At 56.0% G+C, this 14795-nt stretch carries 19 protein-coding genes; 11 read left to right on the forward strand and 8 right to left on the reverse strand.

What is annotated here, in order from left to right; translation table 11 throughout:
* The first annotated feature begins 56 nt into the window (after window positions 1-56).
* The 3 genes from RSK20926_RS00570 to sigJ all read left to right on the forward strand — a co-directional run bounded on the left by RSK20926_RS00570 (window position 57) and on the right by sigJ (window position 2427).
* Window positions 57-485 (forward strand): FKBP-type peptidyl-prolyl cis-trans isomerase, encoded by a 429-nt coding sequence (locus tag RSK20926_RS00570; protein ID WP_008203696.1) that lies wholly within the window; start codon window positions 57-59, stop codon window positions 483-485.
* Window positions 486-1033: 548 nt separating this feature from the next.
* Window positions 1034-1555, forward strand: a complete 522-nt coding sequence (locus tag RSK20926_RS00580) for a hypothetical protein (RefSeq protein WP_232281825.1) — start codon at window positions 1034-1036, stop codon at window positions 1553-1555.
* Window positions 1552-2427, forward strand: a complete 876-nt coding sequence (sigJ, locus tag RSK20926_RS00585) for an RNA polymerase sigma factor SigJ (RefSeq protein ID WP_008203699.1) — start codon at window positions 1552-1554, stop codon at window positions 2425-2427. The genes RSK20926_RS00580 and sigJ overlap by 4 nt, the downstream gene beginning before the upstream one ends.
* A 126-nt stretch (window positions 2428-2553) precedes the next feature.
* Here the strand turns inward: sigJ and RSK20926_RS00590 are convergent, their stop codons facing one another.
* Both RSK20926_RS00590 and RSK20926_RS00595 read right to left on the reverse strand, forming a co-directional pair.
* Window positions 2554-3342 (reverse strand): enoyl-ACP reductase FabI, encoded by a 789-nt coding sequence (locus RSK20926_RS00590; RefSeq protein ID WP_008203701.1) that lies wholly within the window; start codon window positions 3340-3342, stop codon window positions 2554-2556.
* A gap of 44 nt (window positions 3343-3386) precedes the next feature.
* On the reverse strand, window positions 3387-3767 hold the full coding sequence (locus RSK20926_RS00595) for a MarR family winged helix-turn-helix transcriptional regulator (protein ID WP_008203702.1): 381 nt from the start codon (window positions 3765-3767) through the stop codon (window positions 3387-3389).
* A 119-nt stretch (window positions 3768-3886) separates the two neighbouring features.
* Between RSK20926_RS00595 and RSK20926_RS00600 the strand changes: the two genes are divergently transcribed.
* Window positions 3887-4126 carry a hypothetical protein gene (locus RSK20926_RS00600; RefSeq protein WP_008203705.1) on the forward strand — a complete coding sequence of 80 codons (240 nt, stop codon included), beginning with the start codon at window positions 3887-3889 and terminating at the stop codon, window positions 4124-4126.
* A 48-nt stretch (window positions 4127-4174) separates the two neighbouring features.
* Window positions 4175-4372 carry a hypothetical protein gene (locus tag RSK20926_RS00605; protein WP_008203706.1) on the forward strand — a complete coding sequence of 66 codons (198 nt, stop codon included), beginning with the start codon at window positions 4175-4177 and terminating at the stop codon, window positions 4370-4372.
* Window positions 4373-4452: 80 nt separating this feature from the next.
* Here the strand turns inward: RSK20926_RS00605 and fabB are convergent, their stop codons facing one another.
* From fabB to fabA, 4 genes are all read right to left on the reverse strand, one after another.
* Window positions 4453-5682 carry a beta-ketoacyl-ACP synthase I gene (gene fabB / locus RSK20926_RS00610; RefSeq protein WP_008203707.1) on the reverse strand — a complete coding sequence of 410 codons (1230 nt, stop codon included), beginning with the start codon at window positions 5680-5682 and terminating at the stop codon, window positions 4453-4455.
* 219 nt (window positions 5683-5901) lie between these two features.
* Window positions 5902-6396 (reverse strand): hypothetical protein, encoded by a 495-nt coding sequence (locus RSK20926_RS00615; RefSeq protein WP_008203708.1) that lies wholly within the window; start codon window positions 6394-6396, stop codon window positions 5902-5904.
* Between the two features lie 115 nt (window positions 6397-6511).
* Complete coding sequence (locus RSK20926_RS00620) at window positions 6512-6985, reverse strand: hypothetical protein (protein WP_008203709.1); 474 nt, start codon at window positions 6983-6985, stop codon at window positions 6512-6514.
* Window positions 6986-7070: 85 nt separating this feature from the next.
* A complete protein-coding gene (gene fabA / locus RSK20926_RS00625) occupies window positions 7071-7580 on the reverse strand; it encodes a bifunctional 3-hydroxydecanoyl-ACP dehydratase/trans-2-decenoyl-ACP isomerase (protein ID WP_008203711.1) in 510 nt (169 codons plus the stop codon).
* A 197-nt stretch (window positions 7581-7777) separates the two neighbouring features.
* Here fabA and irr point away from each other — a divergent pair, with 197 nt between their 5' ends.
* Complete coding sequence (gene irr / locus RSK20926_RS00630) at window positions 7778-8194, forward strand: Fur family transcriptional regulator Irr (RefSeq protein WP_037253188.1); 417 nt, start codon at window positions 7778-7780, stop codon at window positions 8192-8194.
* A 16-nt stretch (window positions 8195-8210) separates the two neighbouring features.
* On the opposite strand, the gene RSK20926_RS00635 is transcribed toward irr, so the two are convergent.
* Window positions 8211-9116 (reverse strand): LysR family transcriptional regulator, encoded by a 906-nt coding sequence (locus tag RSK20926_RS00635; protein ID WP_008203714.1) that lies wholly within the window; start codon window positions 9114-9116, stop codon window positions 8211-8213.
* A gap of 97 nt (window positions 9117-9213) precedes the next feature.
* Here RSK20926_RS00635 and RSK20926_RS00640 point away from each other — a divergent pair, with 97 nt between their 5' ends.
* Window positions 9214-10011: a phytanoyl-CoA dioxygenase family protein gene (locus RSK20926_RS00640; RefSeq protein WP_008203715.1), complete on the forward strand. Its 798-nt coding sequence runs from the start codon at window positions 9214-9216 to the stop codon at window positions 10009-10011.
* A gap of 78 nt (window positions 10012-10089) precedes the next feature.
* Here RSK20926_RS00640 and RSK20926_RS00645 read toward each other — a convergent pair whose 3' ends face one another.
* A complete protein-coding gene (locus RSK20926_RS00645) occupies window positions 10090-10959 on the reverse strand; it encodes a glycosyltransferase family 2 protein (protein WP_037253425.1) in 870 nt (289 codons plus the stop codon).
* 126 nt (window positions 10960-11085) lie between these two features.
* Here RSK20926_RS00645 and miaB point away from each other — a divergent pair, with 126 nt between their 5' ends.
* The 4 genes from miaB (at window position 11086) to RSK20926_RS00665 (ending at window position 14752) form a co-directional block, all read left to right on the forward strand.
* Entirely contained in the window at window positions 11086-12408 is a 1323-nt protein-coding gene (gene miaB / locus RSK20926_RS00650; protein WP_008203718.1) for a tRNA (N6-isopentenyl adenosine(37)-C2)-methylthiotransferase MiaB, read from the forward strand.
* Between the two features lie 369 nt (window positions 12409-12777).
* Window positions 12778-13287 (forward strand): OmpA family protein, encoded by a 510-nt coding sequence (locus RSK20926_RS00655; RefSeq protein ID WP_157133003.1) that lies wholly within the window; start codon window positions 12778-12780, stop codon window positions 13285-13287.
* An 11-nt stretch (window positions 13288-13298) separates the two neighbouring features.
* Window positions 13299-13595 carry a hypothetical protein gene (locus tag RSK20926_RS00660; RefSeq protein WP_008203720.1) on the forward strand — a complete coding sequence of 99 codons (297 nt, stop codon included), beginning with the start codon at window positions 13299-13301 and terminating at the stop codon, window positions 13593-13595.
* Window positions 13596-13744: 149 nt separating this feature from the next.
* Window positions 13745-14752 (forward strand): PhoH family protein, encoded by a 1008-nt coding sequence (locus tag RSK20926_RS00665; RefSeq protein ID WP_008203721.1) that lies wholly within the window; start codon window positions 13745-13747, stop codon window positions 14750-14752.
* Window positions 14753-14795 lie beyond the last annotated feature (43 nt).

Genomic DNA, 14795 nt, shown 5'->3' on the forward strand with positions numbered 1-14795 from the left:
ACACTGGCGGCAGGCGCTGTAGGGTGCTGACCTTTGATGGTTTGACTGGAGTTCACATGACCGAGGTAAAAAACGGAGATTCCGTCCGTATCCACTATACCGGAACTTTGAAGGATGGCTCTGTCTTCGACAGCTCTGAGGGGCGCGATCCTCTGGAGTTCACTGTCGGCTCTGGACAGGTGATTAAAGGCATGGACGCGGGCCTGCCGGGCATGGCTGTTGGAGATAAGAAGCGTCTGGAAATTCCCTGTGCCGATGCATATGGCCCGCTGAACCCAGAGGCGCGCCAGGCTATCCCCCGCGAAGGTATCCCGGAAGAGATCCCCCTGGAGCTGGGTACTCAGTTGCAGATGCAAAGCCCCGAAGGCCATGTGCTGCCGGTCACTGTTGTTGAGGTAACGGAAGCCACCGTGACATTGGATGCAAATCACCCGCTCGCGGGCAAGGACCTCATCTTTGAGATCGAGCTGGTTTCGATCGGATAAACTTCAGTGCCAGCGCTCTTGAAGTGCTGGCACTTTCCCGCGACGGCCTCTCTTTTTGCCCAATTGGTGATTTTTCTCCAATTCTTGTCACAAACCTGGGCGGCTGTGCGTCTTACCTTCAGACCAAGAGTTCTGGAGGTATTGATGAATAGGGTCATTCTGGCAGGTGTTGGCGGTTACTCGCTTATAAACGCTGCATATATTTGGGTCGCAACCCAGCACTGGTACGCGAATGTGCCTGGTGTGCTGCAGACGGGCCCTTTGAACTTTCACTTCGCAAAAGATGTTGCTTTGGCTTTTCTCTCTAGCGGATTGGCCCTGATCTGGGCCGCGCGGCACGCGGATAGATCAGCCGCTGTTTGCGGGATGTCCTGGCTCTGTCTTCATGCCCTGTTTCACATTTGGATTTGGGTTCATCGCGGCCTCCCCGTTGATTTTATCGCGTTTACCAATCTTGCGGGCATTCAACTCCCTGCAGGGCTTGCGATTTGGGCTGCTATGCGCCTGCCCGCGCGGAGGGTTGAAGCATGATCAAGCACTTACTCCGAATGGGCATAAAGAAGTTCTCGGCGCGCTATTCCTATGATGCGAGCTACATGTCCCATGTTGTGGATCACTCGACTTCGGCGGGTCTCCGTCTGTTGGCCTTACCTCTTTATGGCCAGTTTCGTGGTCCTGAAAAGGCGCTGGGCATCTGGGCTGGCGCGGTTGTGGCCTCGACCATGGAAGGCGATTGTGGCCCATGCGTGCAGCTGGTTGTCGATATGGCCCTGGAAGCTGGCGTTCCGGCGGGACAAATTGAACTTTGTCTTCAGGGGAGGGCAGCGGAAGCTGGCCAGATGGGGTTGGGATTTCGCTTTGCCCAGGCTGCAATAGCTGATCTACCAGAGCTTGAGGCCCTGCGGCATGAGATCGAAAAAGGTTTTGGACCAGAAGCGGTGATCGCTGCGTCTTTTGCAGCCTCCAGCGGGCGGGTCTATCCTGTGCTCAAACGCGGGCTGGATTATGGTCATACCTGCAGCCGGGTGAGTATTGAAAACCGTATGATCGAGGTCGCGCATCAGACATGAACATGCAGACAGACATATTTGAGGCTGAGCGCTGCAAGCTCACCTCCCTGTGCTATCGAATGCTGGGGGAGAGGTCCGGGGCTGAAGACGCGGTTCAGGAAACCTGGCTTAGATGGGCGGCGGCTGACAGGGCGCAGATCCGAAACCCATCGGCCTGGCTGCGGCGTGTCGCCACCAATATTGCGATAGATACTCTGCGGGCCGCACAAAACCGGCGCGAAATCTACGTGGGCCCTTGGTTGCCGGAACCCTTGATGCAGGATGGACCCCAGGAAATCGTGCCGCATTTCGAGCTGGCGCAAGAATGTGAGCTGGCCCTGCTCTGGGCGATGGAACGGTTGAACGAGAGGGAGCGCGCGGCCTTTATTCTGCGCGAGGCCTTTGATGCGGGCTATGACGAAATCGCCGAGACCCTGGAAACCACGCCAGCGGCCTGCCGCCAGCTTGTCAGCCGATCTCAAAAGAAACTGCAGGAAACCGGGCCGCGTTTTGACGCCTCAGCGGAGGAGGTCGCAGCCTTGAGTGAGCGCTTCTTCATGGCGGTCATGGCAGAGAACTATGAGGCGGCCTTTGAGATCCTGACCCCTGATACAATTGCGATTTCCGATGGTGGTGCGCGCAGGCGGGCTGCGCGGCGTCCGCTGGTTGGCGGCGCAGAGATCCTGCAAGTCTTCCAGGCTCTTCATGAGAAAGCAAAGAAGGAGCAGGGTTGGTCGAACCGTGTTGGGATAGTCAACGGCAAGCCCTCATTGCTGAGGTATCGCTTTGAGGTGCTCGACTCTGTTACCACCCTGGCACCGGGGGAGGACGGAAGAATTGCCTGGATCTATATCCAACGTAACCCGGATAAGCTGGGACTGTCGGATCAATAGAAAGCAATGGATGGCACAGATAGGCCTGTTGTCGTCCAATCCTCCACTAGGCCGTAAGAGGAAAACTGATAGAACAAAAAAACGGGCGCCAAATGGCGCCCGTGAATGACGTGCACTGGTCAAGGCCTAGAGATGCTCTTGCTGTGGCATACCCAGGACATGGAACCCGCCGTCAACCCGAATGACCTCACCTGTGGTGAAAGCACCGGCGTCGGATGCCAGATAAACCGCTGTACCACCCACCGCTTCCAGCGTTGCATTTGAACGCAGCGGGGAGTTCTGTTCCGTATGCTTATAGGTCTTGCGGGCGCCACCGATTGCTGCACCGGCCAAGGTTTTCATCGGGCCGGGAGAAATCGCATTGACGCGAATACCTTCTGGCCCCAGGTCATTCGCCAGATAGCGCGTCGTGCTTTCCAGGGCTGCCTTGGCCACACCCATCACATTGTAGTTGGGGGTCACCCGGTTAGAGCCGCCATAGGTCAAGGTCAGCAGGGTGCCGCCATTTTCCTTCATCATCGGGTGGGCACGGCGCGCCACTTCGATGAAGGAATAGGCGGAGATGTCCATCGAGTTCTTGAAATTGGCCCGGCTGGTGTCAAGGAAACGGCCGGTTAGTTCGGACTTGTCCGAATAGGCAATGGCGTGGACTACAAAATCAAGACGGTCCCAGCGCGCGTTGAGCTGCTCAAAGGCCGTATCGAGAGAGGCGTCATCGGTGACATCCACGTCAACCATGAAGTCGCTGCCTACGCTGGACGCCAAGGGCTCCAGCCTTTTGCCAAAGGCCTCGCCCTGGTAGGTGAAAGCCAGCTCTGCGCCTGCCTCCGCCATGGCTTTGGCGATGCCCCAGGCGATGGAGCGTTCGTTGGCGACGCCCATGATCAGGCCCCGCTTGCCGGTAAGTGCAGTCATGGTATTCCCTCGAAAAATTTGCCGCTGGATAGGCCTTTTCGCCCTTATTCGTCAAGGTTTCGCCGATCATCCAGAAAACGCCCCAATCTGGTGAGGTCTTCCGCAAAGCGCCGCAGGCCCTCTTTGGGCCAGCTTTTGAGAAATGCTCTAAGCTCAGGCAGCGCCGCCCGCTGAACTATTTGCAGGTGTTGATACCCGGCTGCTGTGACCTGGGCGCTTTTGCTTATGCGGACTTCTTTGTCTGGGATTATCGTAACCCAGCCGGCCTCTTCAAACCTTGCCAGCATCTTGGTGACTGCGAGCTGGCCGGATTGCACGGCGCGGGCAATGTCGGTCACCCTTTGCGGCTGCCGCAGCCGTGCCAGATGCGACAGGACTTCCAATTGAGCAGGGGTGAGGCCGTTCTTGGCAAGCCTCTGCTGCAAGGAGAGTCTGGAAGAGCTGCGATGCAATCCCGAAGCGGGTGACGCACTCTATGAATTCGGGGGCAGCTCTCATTGGGGCCCTTATATTTCATTCCTGGGAATGTAAGGGGATTCGTTTGATGAGTGTGAGCAAGTTGATGTCGCTGCCGGTCTGGACTCACCGCATTGCTGCCTTGGCCTCCCTCGGCGTGATGCGGCTGGTGCAGATACGTCTGGATGGGCTTTATGCCGCCAGCGGTCATCCGGCGGACTATGCCACTGGGCAAACCACTTTTGATGCCGCCCGCGTCAAGGAGCTCTATGCCCATATGCTCGATCTCGGCACATTGGTTGCCCGCACCAGGCAGCCGGGCTCCTGAGGGCGGCGGCTTGGTTTTGCGGCAGCAGGCTTTGCGGTCGCGGGGGCAGTGCTGGAGGCCTGCGAGAATCTGGTTTCCTTTGTCATGCTAGCCAATCCGCTGGAGTTCGCCGATTGGCTGGCACTGGTTTACTCGGGCTTCGCAGCCGCAAAATTTGCCTCAATGGCGTTTTCAACGCTGCTGGTTCTGGTTAGCTTGGCGGTTTCTGGCGTCGGCCGCATGACCGGGCGGCCCGCGCTGGGATAAAGGCCGGGTGAGCGCCGAAAAAGAAAAGGCCCGGACCTGCTTCAGGTCCGGGCCTTTCTGTTAGAATGGGTCGGCTGATATCAGCCTTGGTATTTCGACAGGACCATCGAGCCATTGGTGCCGCCAAAGCCAAAGCTGTTGGTCATGACGCTGTCGAGGCCGGCATCCGGAACAAATTCGGTGGCCACTTCGCCCGGCTCGATGCCTTCGGCCAGGGTCTCGACATTGATCGAGGGGGTGATGAAGTCGTTATCCAGCATCAGGAGGCAGAAGATCGCCTCCAGCGCGCCTGCAGCGCCCTGGGCGTGGCCGGTCATCGATTTGGTCGAAGAGATCGGCGGCACATTGCCTGCGCCGAAGACACGGCGGGCCGCTTCGACTTCGCCCACATCGCCGACCGGGGTCGAGGTGCCGTGGGCATTGATATAGCTCACCTTGCGGCCCTCTGGCAGAGTCGAAAGCGCCAGGCGCATCGCCCGCTCTCCGCCTTCACCGGACGGAGCCACCATGTCGTGGCCATCGGAGGTGGCGGCAAAGCCGGTCACCTCGGCATAGATCTTGGCGCCGCGGGCCAGGGCGTGCTCCAGATCTTCCAGCACCACGATGCCTCCGCCACCAGAGATGACAAAACCGTCGCGATCCTGATCAAAGGCGCGGCTGGCTTTGGTCGGGTCATCGTTCTTCTTCGAGGACATCGCGCCCATCGCATCGAACAGGCAGGAGAGGGTCCAGTCCAGCTCCTCGCCGCCGCCGGCAAACATCACGTCCTGCTTGCCCATCATGATCTGCTCGGCCGCATTGCCGATGCAGTGCAGCGAGGTGGAGCAGGCCGAGGTGATCGAATAGTTGATGCCCTTGATCTTGAAGGCGGTCGCCAGGTTGGCGGAAATTGTCGAAGACATGCATTTCGGCACCGCAAAAGGTCCGATACGCTTGGTCGCGCCGGTTTTTGCCACCACCTGGTGGGCCGTCAGCATGGCGCTGGTCGAGGGGCCGCCGGAGCCTGCAACCAGGCCGGTACGGGTGTTGACCACCTGCTCTTCGGTAAGGCCGGAGTCTGCAATGGCTTGGCTCATGGCGATATGGGCATAGGCTGCACCATCCCCCATGAAACGCAGCGCACGTTTATCGACATGCTCTTTGATGTCGATCTTTAGCGTGCCCGCCACCTGGCTGCGAAAACCATGTTCGGTCATCTCCGGGCTTGCTTCGATGCCGGATTTTCCAGCCTTCAGCGAGGCGATGACTTCTTCAGCATTGTTGCCGATGGAGGAGACAATCCCCAGACCGGTGACGACGACACGACGCATACGTGCACTCCCTTATTTGCTTAAGCCTTAGTATGCATTGCGGGGAAGGGGTGCAAGAAGGATTGGATCTGCCCTAAACAGGGGCGCTTGAACTGTTGCAATCCGGAATTTTGAGCAACGCCTGAATGCTCAAGCCGAGACGACCGAGGTTGCTGACCAGTTTTACCTGCGCTGCCATGGCTTTGTTCCATTTCGCTGGCGGGCGGTGGCGGCCAAGACCTAAGCTTCCCGGCAGGTCCCCGCGGAGCAAAAATAGATCACTAAACTGAGCTGCCTGGTCTGCAGCCAATAGAATGTCATTGCAGATTGAGTGACGGGGCTGGTCCCGGTTATGCGTTTAGGGCTAAGAAAATTTTCTTCCCCGGCAATATCGTCAAGCCTGTCCATGATTTTGAAAGACAAATGGGATCGAAGATCGCTGGCTTGGCTCGGGTTTTCTATATGAGGGGCAATCAGAAGGTGTGTTTTGATGTCTTTCCCTAGTTGTCCAAAGGTGCCCGGGAAGGTGGCGTCAATATTCAGATCCAAGTTGGGAAGCTGTTCAAAACTGGATTTTAATTCCGCAAGGAGCTCATCTTCAGTTTGAGCATCTATGGAGAAGGCAGAGGCTAAATTCGAACGCTGGTCTTTGTTCAAGAAGCTAAGACCTTCCAAAAAACCGCCCAAAGAAGCGATGTGCGAATTCGAATCTGCTTGGGGGGAGGCGTTTTTCATCTCGAGACTTTAGAGTCGAGTGCAGCCCGCAGCAAGTTCATGCGAAGTGAGGCTAACAAAGAAAAGAGGCCCAAAGGCCTCTTTCACAGCAAACGCTTCAGATAGGAGCAGCTTGTTACCCTGCAAACGGCAGCGACGAGTGGTGCAGCACGATGCGCAGGGTGCCTTCGGCGTCTTTTTTGTAGCCAAAGCTCTTGTCGACCTTGGTCACATTGCCGTCCTTGTCGGTCATGATCACCCAGCCCATCCACATGGCAACATCGCCTTCGATGAAGCTGGCGGAGGTTTCAGAGGTCACATGCCGCCAGCCCTTGATGCCAAAGCCGCCGTCCTTGGGGTAGTCATCGTCGTGGCCGACGAAATAGGACAGCCCGCCCTTGCGGGTAGGGCGGAAGGTTTTCTCGCCGCCGGAGAGCGTGGGTTTGAACAGAACCGGGCCCATGTTGTAGCCATAGGCCGCGTCCAGCACGCCTCCGGCCACCTCGCGGGCGGAGGTGATGCCGCCCTCTTCATAGGCTTTGGCGATTTCAATCAGGGCATCGCCCCAAGCGACGCGGGCCGCGTCCAGTTCAGCTTCGGTGATCGGCATAGGGACTCTCCCTCGAAAATCCGTCGTGTTAGAGAGGCCCGGAAGCCCCTGGTCGTTTTGGTGTCACAACAAAGGCCGGTTCCGATTAGGCCTCGGACAGTACGACCTTCATATCCTTGACGTCATAGATCATTTCGCCATCGGCCTCCACGATACCATCTGCCACACCCATGGTGAGGCGGCGGGTCTGGATCGCTTTCTTGAAATCGATCTTATAGGTCAGCATCTTACGGTCAGGACGAACCATACCGGTGAGTTTGACTTCACCGACGCCGACGGCCATGCCGCGCCCCTGCCAGCCGCGCCAGCCGAGGTTGAAGCCGGTCAATTGCCACAGGCCATCCAGGCCAAGGCAGCCGGGCATGATCGGATTGCCGGGGAAGTGGCAGTCAAAGAACCACAGATCCGGTGTAATATCGAATTCTGCAAGCACATGACCTTTGCCATGAGCGCCGCCATCCCCACTGATTTCAGTGATGCGATCCATCATTAGCATTGGCGGTGCTGGGAGTTGGGCATTGCCTGGCCCAAAGAGCTCTCCACGTGCACATTTCAGCAAGTCGTCTTTGTCAAAGCTGCTGGGGTAATCGGCCATGCTGGCACGCCTCCTGCCTGAAGTATCCTAGATTTCCGCTTCCTGTAACACCTGCGCTGAGGGTCCTGCAAGATATGGAGGAGGCCAAAACAAAGAGAAACTATCGCATATCCTTTGCACTTAGGAGGGAATCTGTTTGATAAACGCAACTCATTCGCATTATAAATACCACTAGCAACGCGATGCAGGACCCGCACATGACGCCAAATAGTGAAGATCTGGCAACAAGCTGGCTGGTTGAGGCCGGATTGCGCCCGACCCGGCAACGGGTTGCTTTGGCTGAACTTTTGGTCGGCGATGGGAAGCATCGCCATGTGACCGCAGAGAGCCTCTTTGATTCTGCCAAAACCAAGGGGGCGGCGGTTTCTCTTGCCACCGTTTACAATACGCTGCGCGCGTTTTGTGATGCAGGGGTGTTGCAGGAAATCACCGTCGATGGGTCAAAAAGCTATTTTGACACCAATACGCATGATCACCCTCACTTCTTTTGGGAAGACAGCAGCAAGGTAACCGATGCGCCTGCCGAGCAGCTGGTGATACAAAATCTGCCAGAGGCCCCAGAGGGCATGGAGATAGCTTCGGTCGACGTGGTCATCCGGCTGCGCAAGCTTTGACCCGCTAGGGGAGGGCTCAGATCGGATGCTCCCGTTTGAATAGATCTCGTAAAATGCTGTGTGCCTGTTCCAGAGGTGATTCCGCAGGCGGTTTGCCGTGACTTGTCAGGATGATCGCTTCTCTGGCGCTGTCGTCTGCAATCGGTAGGGCAACTATAGATTTGCCGTCATAGCTGACCGGAGTTGGTGGGGAGCTGTAGCTGATACCCACTCCCTCCCCATTTGCTGCAAGCGAGCGCAACAGTTCCAGAGAGGCCGCGCGGTGGACGATCCGCGGCAACAGGCCCTGGGTGCGAAACAGACCCAGCATATGCTGCACTGAAAGCCCTTCTTGCGAGAGGATCAGAGGCTCTTTCGCCAACTGTTTCAAGGTGATCTTGCTTTCCTTTGCCAGCAGGTGACTGGGTGGAAAAAGCGCCTGGGGTTGCCGCTCACCCAGCATTTCACGTTCAAAGCCCGCATCCAACCCGAGGTCATAGGTGATGGCGAGATCGATCTTTCCTTGCATCATACCATCTGTGAGTTCGGAAAAACCAAGCACCTGGGAATAGACAGCCAGTCCGGGTAGCTCTGCTCGCAACTGGCGAAGAGCGGGGGCAAGGCAAAACGGGGCGAGGTCGGAAAAACAGCCCAATACAAGTTTCTGAGTGATGGGGGCAGGGGCGTCAGGAGCCTCTAGACGCGCCGCTTGTTCGACAAGGGCCTGTGCCTTTTCTGCAAAAGCTCTGCCTTCTGTCGTCAGTGTCAGTGGCGCGCCACGTTTTCGTTGGAACAGCTGCTTTCCAAGCTGTTCCTCAATCCGGGACAGCGCAGCCGACAAGGCGGGTTGGCTGACATGCAGCGCCTCTGCCGCAGCCGATAGGCTGCCGTGGTGGGCCGTGGCACAGACATATTCATAGTGGCGAAGGGTGAGATATAACATCAGACTAAGATTGCATTAAGAATATATGATTTGAAACTAACTATTTGTTGCTCCAGTTTCGCCACAGCAAAAATGCATCTTCAAAGGGGAGGAAAACATGACCCATCCGTTGATTACCCAAGATCATGTTAATCAGTTCCAAAAAGAAGGGGTGGTCTTCATCAGGGGGCTGTTCAAGGAACAGGTGGATCTGCTGCGCGAAGGTGTGGAGCAGAATATGGCAGAGCCAGGCCCCTATGCGTCCAATAACGAGAAAGCGGGGCAAACCGGTCGCTTCTTTGATGACTATTGCAACTGGGACCGGATCCCTGCCTTTGAGCAGGCGATCAAGGCTTCTCCGGTGGCCGAAGTGGCTGCTGATTTGATGCGCTCGCAATCGGTGCAGATGTTCCACGACCATGTGCTGGTGAAAGAGCCAGGCACCTCCATGGCGACACCTTGGCACCAGGATGGCCCCTATTACTTTGTGGACGGTGAGCAAACGGTCAGCTTTTGGTCTCCCCTTGACCCGGTAAAAGAAGCTGCTCTTCGCTGTGTGGCGGGGTCGCACAAATGGGAAAAGGAGGTTTTGCCGACGCGCTGGGTTTCTGAGGAAGATTTCTTCCCAGATGAAGGGCAGTATATGGCTGTACCGGACCCAGAGGCAGAAGGAATGACCATTCGCGAATGGGAGATGGAGCCAGGTGACGCGGTGGCCTTTAACTACAAAGTTCTGCACGGGGCTCGTGCGAATACCAGCGACAGCCGCCGTCGCGCCTTTTCCCTGCGTTTGGTTGGTGATGATGCGCGCTATGTGGAGCGCCCGGGCCGAACGTCCCCACCCTATCCGGGGCATGAGATGAAGCCAGGTCAGCGCCTGCGCGAAGATTGGTTTCCTATGCTGCTGCAGCGTTGATCAGCTTGCAGGGCCAAGGGGTGCTCCCTCTTGGCCTAAGGCTATGCAGTCCATACATTTCGGCAGCATGGTCGTAGTTTAGAACCACTGCCCGGGCTCCATCAGCCCCAGATCCAGCAGTTGCCGCGAATGCCACTCAAATGGGGTTGAGTTGTGCCATTTGAAGCTACTGATCGCGTCAGAAGACCCGGGATTGATTTTTAGGGCCTTGGCGGTTCTGAAGGAGCAAATGGTAGCCGTCAGATTGTGGTGCCAAGGGCAGGAGTAAGTATTGTATTCTTGATCATCAAAGGTGTGATCTGCCTGTAGTGTTAGGCCCTGTTTCGCTTGGAACAGGGCAATTCTATCAATCTTGCGGCTGCTCCAGGGAATATGCTCCTCATGGCGCCAACGCACGCCGCCAAAGAAGTCAAGCTGCCGTTCGTGTGGCCCATTGCTGGCGTCATCCCATCGGGACTGCGCATAATAGCCGGATTTATCGAGAAATGCGCTCTCCAGAGAGACCGCATTTGGATGTTTCGATAGATCACCTGCATAGAGATCGATGACATAGGTAAGCATGGCACTACGGCGTTCTTCCGCGTGAAAGCCTAGCATCTCTTTGACTGTGCGGGTTTCGCAGAAGGGATAAAAAAGGAATTCCGCATTATAGCAGTAGTAAATCCAACACCCTGGGTTGGCAGCGCTACTTATCCTGTTCACTGCGTCAAAGACTGCTTCTGACTGAGCACTGTCAAAGGGAACCCGATGGATCTTCTGCTTGATATCCTTGGGTAGATCAAAAGCATCGGGCATCAGGGCAATGACCGCCTCAAAACCGCACTGGAGGTGATGACGCAGCGTGGTTGCGATTTCCACGTCATCTTCCACAAATATCAGGGCAATCGGCCCTTTTGATAGGATCTGATCCGCGTTGTTTAGAAAATCGTCCAGCGACCTGTACATCATGCTCTTCTCGCCTCTGCCTTTCTGGCAATTCTCTCCAAAATCGGGTAATCCGGCCTGCATTGCAAGCTGAGGCTTTTCAGGCTATGAGCCGCGGCTGATCCCAACCTCTCTGGAAGGCTGTCACAAATGAGCGCGCCAAAGAAGCTGTTTATCAAAACCTATGGCTGTCAGATGAATGTCTACGACAGTGAACGCATGGCAGAGGCGCTGGGCGGCGAGGGCTATGTTGAGACCAAATCGGCTGATGATGCTGATATGATTTTGCTCAACACTTGCCATATTCGCGAAAAGGCGGCTGAAAAGGTCTATTCTGAGCTGGGCCGTTTCAAGGGGTTGAAGGCAGAGAAACCTGATCTGAAAATCGGTGTTGCTGGATGTGTCGCCCAGGCCGAGGGCGAAGAAATCATGCGACGTCAGCCGCTGGTTGACTTGGTGGTCGGCCCGCAAAGCTATCATCGCCTGCCAGAGATGGAAGCCAAAGCGCGCGAAGGGGAAAAGGTGCTCGACACCGATTTCCCTGAAGAAGACAAGTTTGAAAAGCTGAAAAGCCGTCCCAAAGCCAAGCGCGGACCCACCGCGTTTCTGACTGTGCAAGAGGGCTGCGACAAGTTCTGTGCTTTCTGCGTGGTGCCCTATACTCGCGGCGCCGAGGTCTCTCGCCCGGCTGACCGCATCCTGCGTGAAGCGCAGGAGTTGGTGGAGCGTGGCGTGCGGGAAATCACCCTTTTGGGGCAGAATGTGAACGCCTATCACGGTGCTGGTGCCAATGGCGATCTGACCCTGGCGCAGCTGATCTGGGAGCTCGACAAGATTGATGGGTTGGAACGTATCCGTTTCACCACCAGCCACCCTAACGATATGCAGGATGATCTGATTGAAGCGCATGGCACCTGTGCCAAGCTGATGCCCTACCTGCATCTGCCGGTGCAGGCCGGATCGGACAAGATTCTGAAACGTATGAACCGCTCACATACTGCCGAAAGCTACATCCGCCTGATCGAGCGTATCCGCGCCGCGCGTCCGGATATTCTGATCTCTGGCGACTTCATCGTTGGCTTCCCAGAAGAGACAGAAGAAGACTTCCAGGCGACTATGGATCTGGTAGAAGAAGTCAAATACGGTACCGCCTATTCTTTCAAATATTCCACCCGCCCGGGCACGCCGGCAGCAGAACGCGCGCAGGTGGATCCCGCAGCGGCTGACGATAGGCTGCAACGCCTTCAGGCGCTTCTGGGGCGCCAGCAACGCGAAGTGCAAGAAAGCATGGTTGGTCGCGAAGTCAGCGTTCTGTTTGAAAAAACGGGGCGCCTGCCAGGGCAGATGGTCGGTAAATCGGACTACCTGCATGCGGTTCATGTTGCGGATTGCCCGCGTGAGATCGGAGAACTGGCTAAGGTTCGTATCGTCTCCTCTGGCCCGAACTCGCTTGCTGGTGAACTCCTGCGTTAAAAGGTCTGACGCAGGCCAACCCCCACGCAAAACCGCCCTGATGAAGTGATTCATAGTGATGGAACAGGAGATTACAAAAGGGCTGCTCGTAATCTGCAAGCGCAGCACTGTGAGTCTTATTTGCCGCGCTTTTGCGAAACAATCCGGGTGGTATATTCAAAGTGTCCTGAGTTTGCGGCTAACCTGTAAAGAAAAATATCACGTAAAGGGATATTTTACCGAAAATACAGTGTAGATTAACGCTGATAACCTGAGTGTTAGAGAAAAAAGCGGCGAGCTCCCTGGGGGGACTTAGGTGAAGGAAACCTGGTTGTGATGATTTCGAAATCAAAAAAGATAATTGCTTTGCTGGCGGCAGCAGCAGCTTCAATGAGTGTCACCGCTGCTAGTGCGCAGCAGCAGCAACAGCGCGTCGTTGTCGGCGAACGCTATGTTCCAACGATTTGGGTGGATCCCGATGGCTGTGAACACTGGGCAATGGATGATGGCGCAGAAGGGTATATGACACCCCATGTGACGCGCGACGGTAAACCGGTTTGCCGACGTGGCAATATCTGCGGTGTGATGCCAACGGACCAGTTCTTTGCTACCGATCGGCATGCGATCAACGCGGCCGGCCAGCAGCGTTTGAAAGAGTTCTTTCAAAAGGCCAATGCTCGAGCCTTTATCATCAGCGGTCACACCGATAGCCGGGCTTCGGATGAATACAACATGCGCCTCTCTGAGCGTCGCGCCAATGCGGTTGCACGTGTAGGGAACTCGATTGGCGCCCGTATCATCGAGGTGCGCGGCTATGGTGAGCGTGATCCGCGTAAGCCAAACAACAGTGCGGCAAATATGGCGGAGAACCGCCGTGTCGAAATCATTTGCCTGCGATAAGGAGAGACATCATGAAGACCACCAAGGCAATTGTCCTTCTTTTTGCAGGTCTCAGCCTTTCGGCCTGTGCTACAGCCGTTGACAAGACAGTTGACCGGGGCTTTGACAGCAAGGACCTGTCACAGCTTAAGGCTGGGATCTGGGTTGACCCGCAGGGCTGTGACCATTGGATCATCGATGATGGCGTCGAGGGCTACCTGTCACAGCGCCTCGGTCCCAGCGGTCGTCCGGTCTGTTCAGGTGCCGCGCCCTCTGGTGTTGCAACTGGCCCGTTCAAGTCTGGCTCCAGTTTCCCTGACATCCTGTAAGTGTCTGAAATGTCAAATTAGTGATGCGCAGCCACCCTTTCGGGTGGCTGTTTTTTGTTGCAATTCGGTGAAATTCCCTGCCTGCCGCTTGCGCCTGCCCGCCCAGAGAGGCAGACTGAGGAGAGAACTGCAAGAAACAGGAGTGCCCATTGGCCAGCAGTGCCCGGACCGAAGCGCCAGATACCACCAACACACATGAAGTGTTGCTTGAATTCCCTGACAATCGTTTGCTGATTGATCTTTGCGGTGAATACGACCGCAATCTTGCAGATATAGAACAGAAATTGGGTGTTCAGATTGTGCGCCGGGGCAACCAGTTGTCCGTATTGGGCGAGGCTGAACCACGCGAACAGGCGGCCGAAGTGCTGAGCGCATTGTATGACCGTCTTGAAACTGGCCGCAGCGTTGAGAGCGGTGACATCGACCGAGAGCTGCGCATGGGGCAAAGTGAGGATGATCTGCCCGCAGACCAGCTGGAAATGTTCAAAGGTGGCGCGGTCGAAATCAAGACACGCAAAAAGCTGGTTGAACCCCGCACAGATGCGCAAAAAGCCTATGTTCAAAATCTGTTTGAACATGAAATGGCCTTTGGGATTGGACCCGCAGGGACCGGTAAAACCTATCTGGCTGTTGCTGTTGGGGTTTCGCTTTTTATCACAGGTCAGGTGGATAAGATCATCCTGTCCCGTCCTGCGGTCGAGGCGGGTGAGAAACTGGGCTACCTGCCCGGTGATATGAAGGATAAGGTCGATCCTTTCATGCAGCCGCTCTATGATGCCTTGAATGATTTTCTGCCTGGCAAGCAACTGGCAAAGCTCCTGGAAGAGAAGCAGATTGAAATTGCCCCTCTCGCCTTTATGCGGGGGCGGACGCTCTCCAATGCTTTTGTGGTCTTGGATGAAGCGCAGAACGCCACTTCGATGCAGATGAAGATGTTCCTGACCCGTCTTGGAGAAGGCTCCCGGATGGTGATCACCGGCGACCGAAGTCAAGTGGATTTGCCGCGTGGGGTGACATCTGGTCTGGCTGATGCAGAGCGGCTGTTGAAACCAATTCCAAAGATCAGTTTCAACTATTTCACGGCGCGTGACGTTGTCCGTCATCCGCTTGTGGCGGCAATCATTGAAGCCTATGACGCAGACACCCCTCCTGCATGATCTGACCGCAGTACGATTTGGTGATTGGTGTCGAGGGTGGAAG

This window comes from Roseobacter sp. SK209-2-6 (assembly GCF_000169455.1).
In the GTDB taxonomy this organism is placed as follows: Bacteria; Pseudomonadota; Alphaproteobacteria; order Rhodobacterales; family Rhodobacteraceae; genus Pseudophaeobacter.

Coding starts and splice junctions, on each gene's coding strand:
- RSK20926_RS00645 (WP_037253425.1), bottom strand. CDS start 10,959: ATGATGTACAGGTCGCTGGACGATTTTCTAAACAACGCGGATCAGATC.
- fabB (WP_008203707.1), bottom strand. CDS start 5,682: ATGCGTCGTGTCGTCGTCACCGGTCTGGGGATTGTCTCCTCCATCGGC.
- fabA (WP_008203711.1), bottom strand. CDS start 7,580: ATGGCCGATTACCCCAGCAGCTTTGACAAAGACGACTTGCTGAAATGT.
- RSK20926_RS00570 (WP_008203696.1), top strand. CDS start 57: ATGACCGAGGTAAAAAACGGAGATTCCGTCCGTATCCACTATACCGGA.
- sigJ (WP_008203699.1), top strand. CDS start 1,552: ATGAACATGCAGACAGACATATTTGAGGCTGAGCGCTGCAAGCTCACC.
- miaB (WP_008203718.1), top strand. CDS start 11,086: ATGAGCGCGCCAAAGAAGCTGTTTATCAAAACCTATGGCTGTCAGATG.
- RSK20926_RS00635 (WP_008203714.1), bottom strand. CDS start 9,116: ATGTTATATCTCACCCTTCGCCACTATGAATATGTCTGTGCCACGGCC.
- RSK20926_RS00640 (WP_008203715.1), top strand. CDS start 9,214: ATGACCCATCCGTTGATTACCCAAGATCATGTTAATCAGTTCCAAAAA.
- RSK20926_RS00615 (WP_008203708.1), bottom strand. CDS start 6,396: ATGAAAAACGCCTCCCCCCAAGCAGATTCGAATTCGCACATCGCTTCT.
- RSK20926_RS00660 (WP_008203720.1), top strand. CDS start 13,299: ATGAAGACCACCAAGGCAATTGTCCTTCTTTTTGCAGGTCTCAGCCTT.
- RSK20926_RS00620 (WP_008203709.1), bottom strand. CDS start 6,985: ATGCCGATCACCGAAGCTGAACTGGACGCGGCCCGCGTCGCTTGGGGC.
- RSK20926_RS00580 (WP_232281825.1), top strand. CDS start 1,034: ATGGGCATAAAGAAGTTCTCGGCGCGCTATTCCTATGATGCGAGCTAC.
- RSK20926_RS00600 (WP_008203705.1), top strand. CDS start 3,887: ATGAGTGTGAGCAAGTTGATGTCGCTGCCGGTCTGGACTCACCGCATT.
- RSK20926_RS00590 (WP_008203701.1), bottom strand. CDS start 3,342: ATGACTGCACTTACCGGCAAGCGGGGCCTGATCATGGGCGTCGCCAAC.
- irr (WP_037253188.1), top strand. CDS start 7,778: ATGACGCCAAATAGTGAAGATCTGGCAACAAGCTGGCTGGTTGAGGCC.
- RSK20926_RS00655 (WP_157133003.1), top strand. CDS start 12,778: ATGAGTGTCACCGCTGCTAGTGCGCAGCAGCAGCAACAGCGCGTCGTT.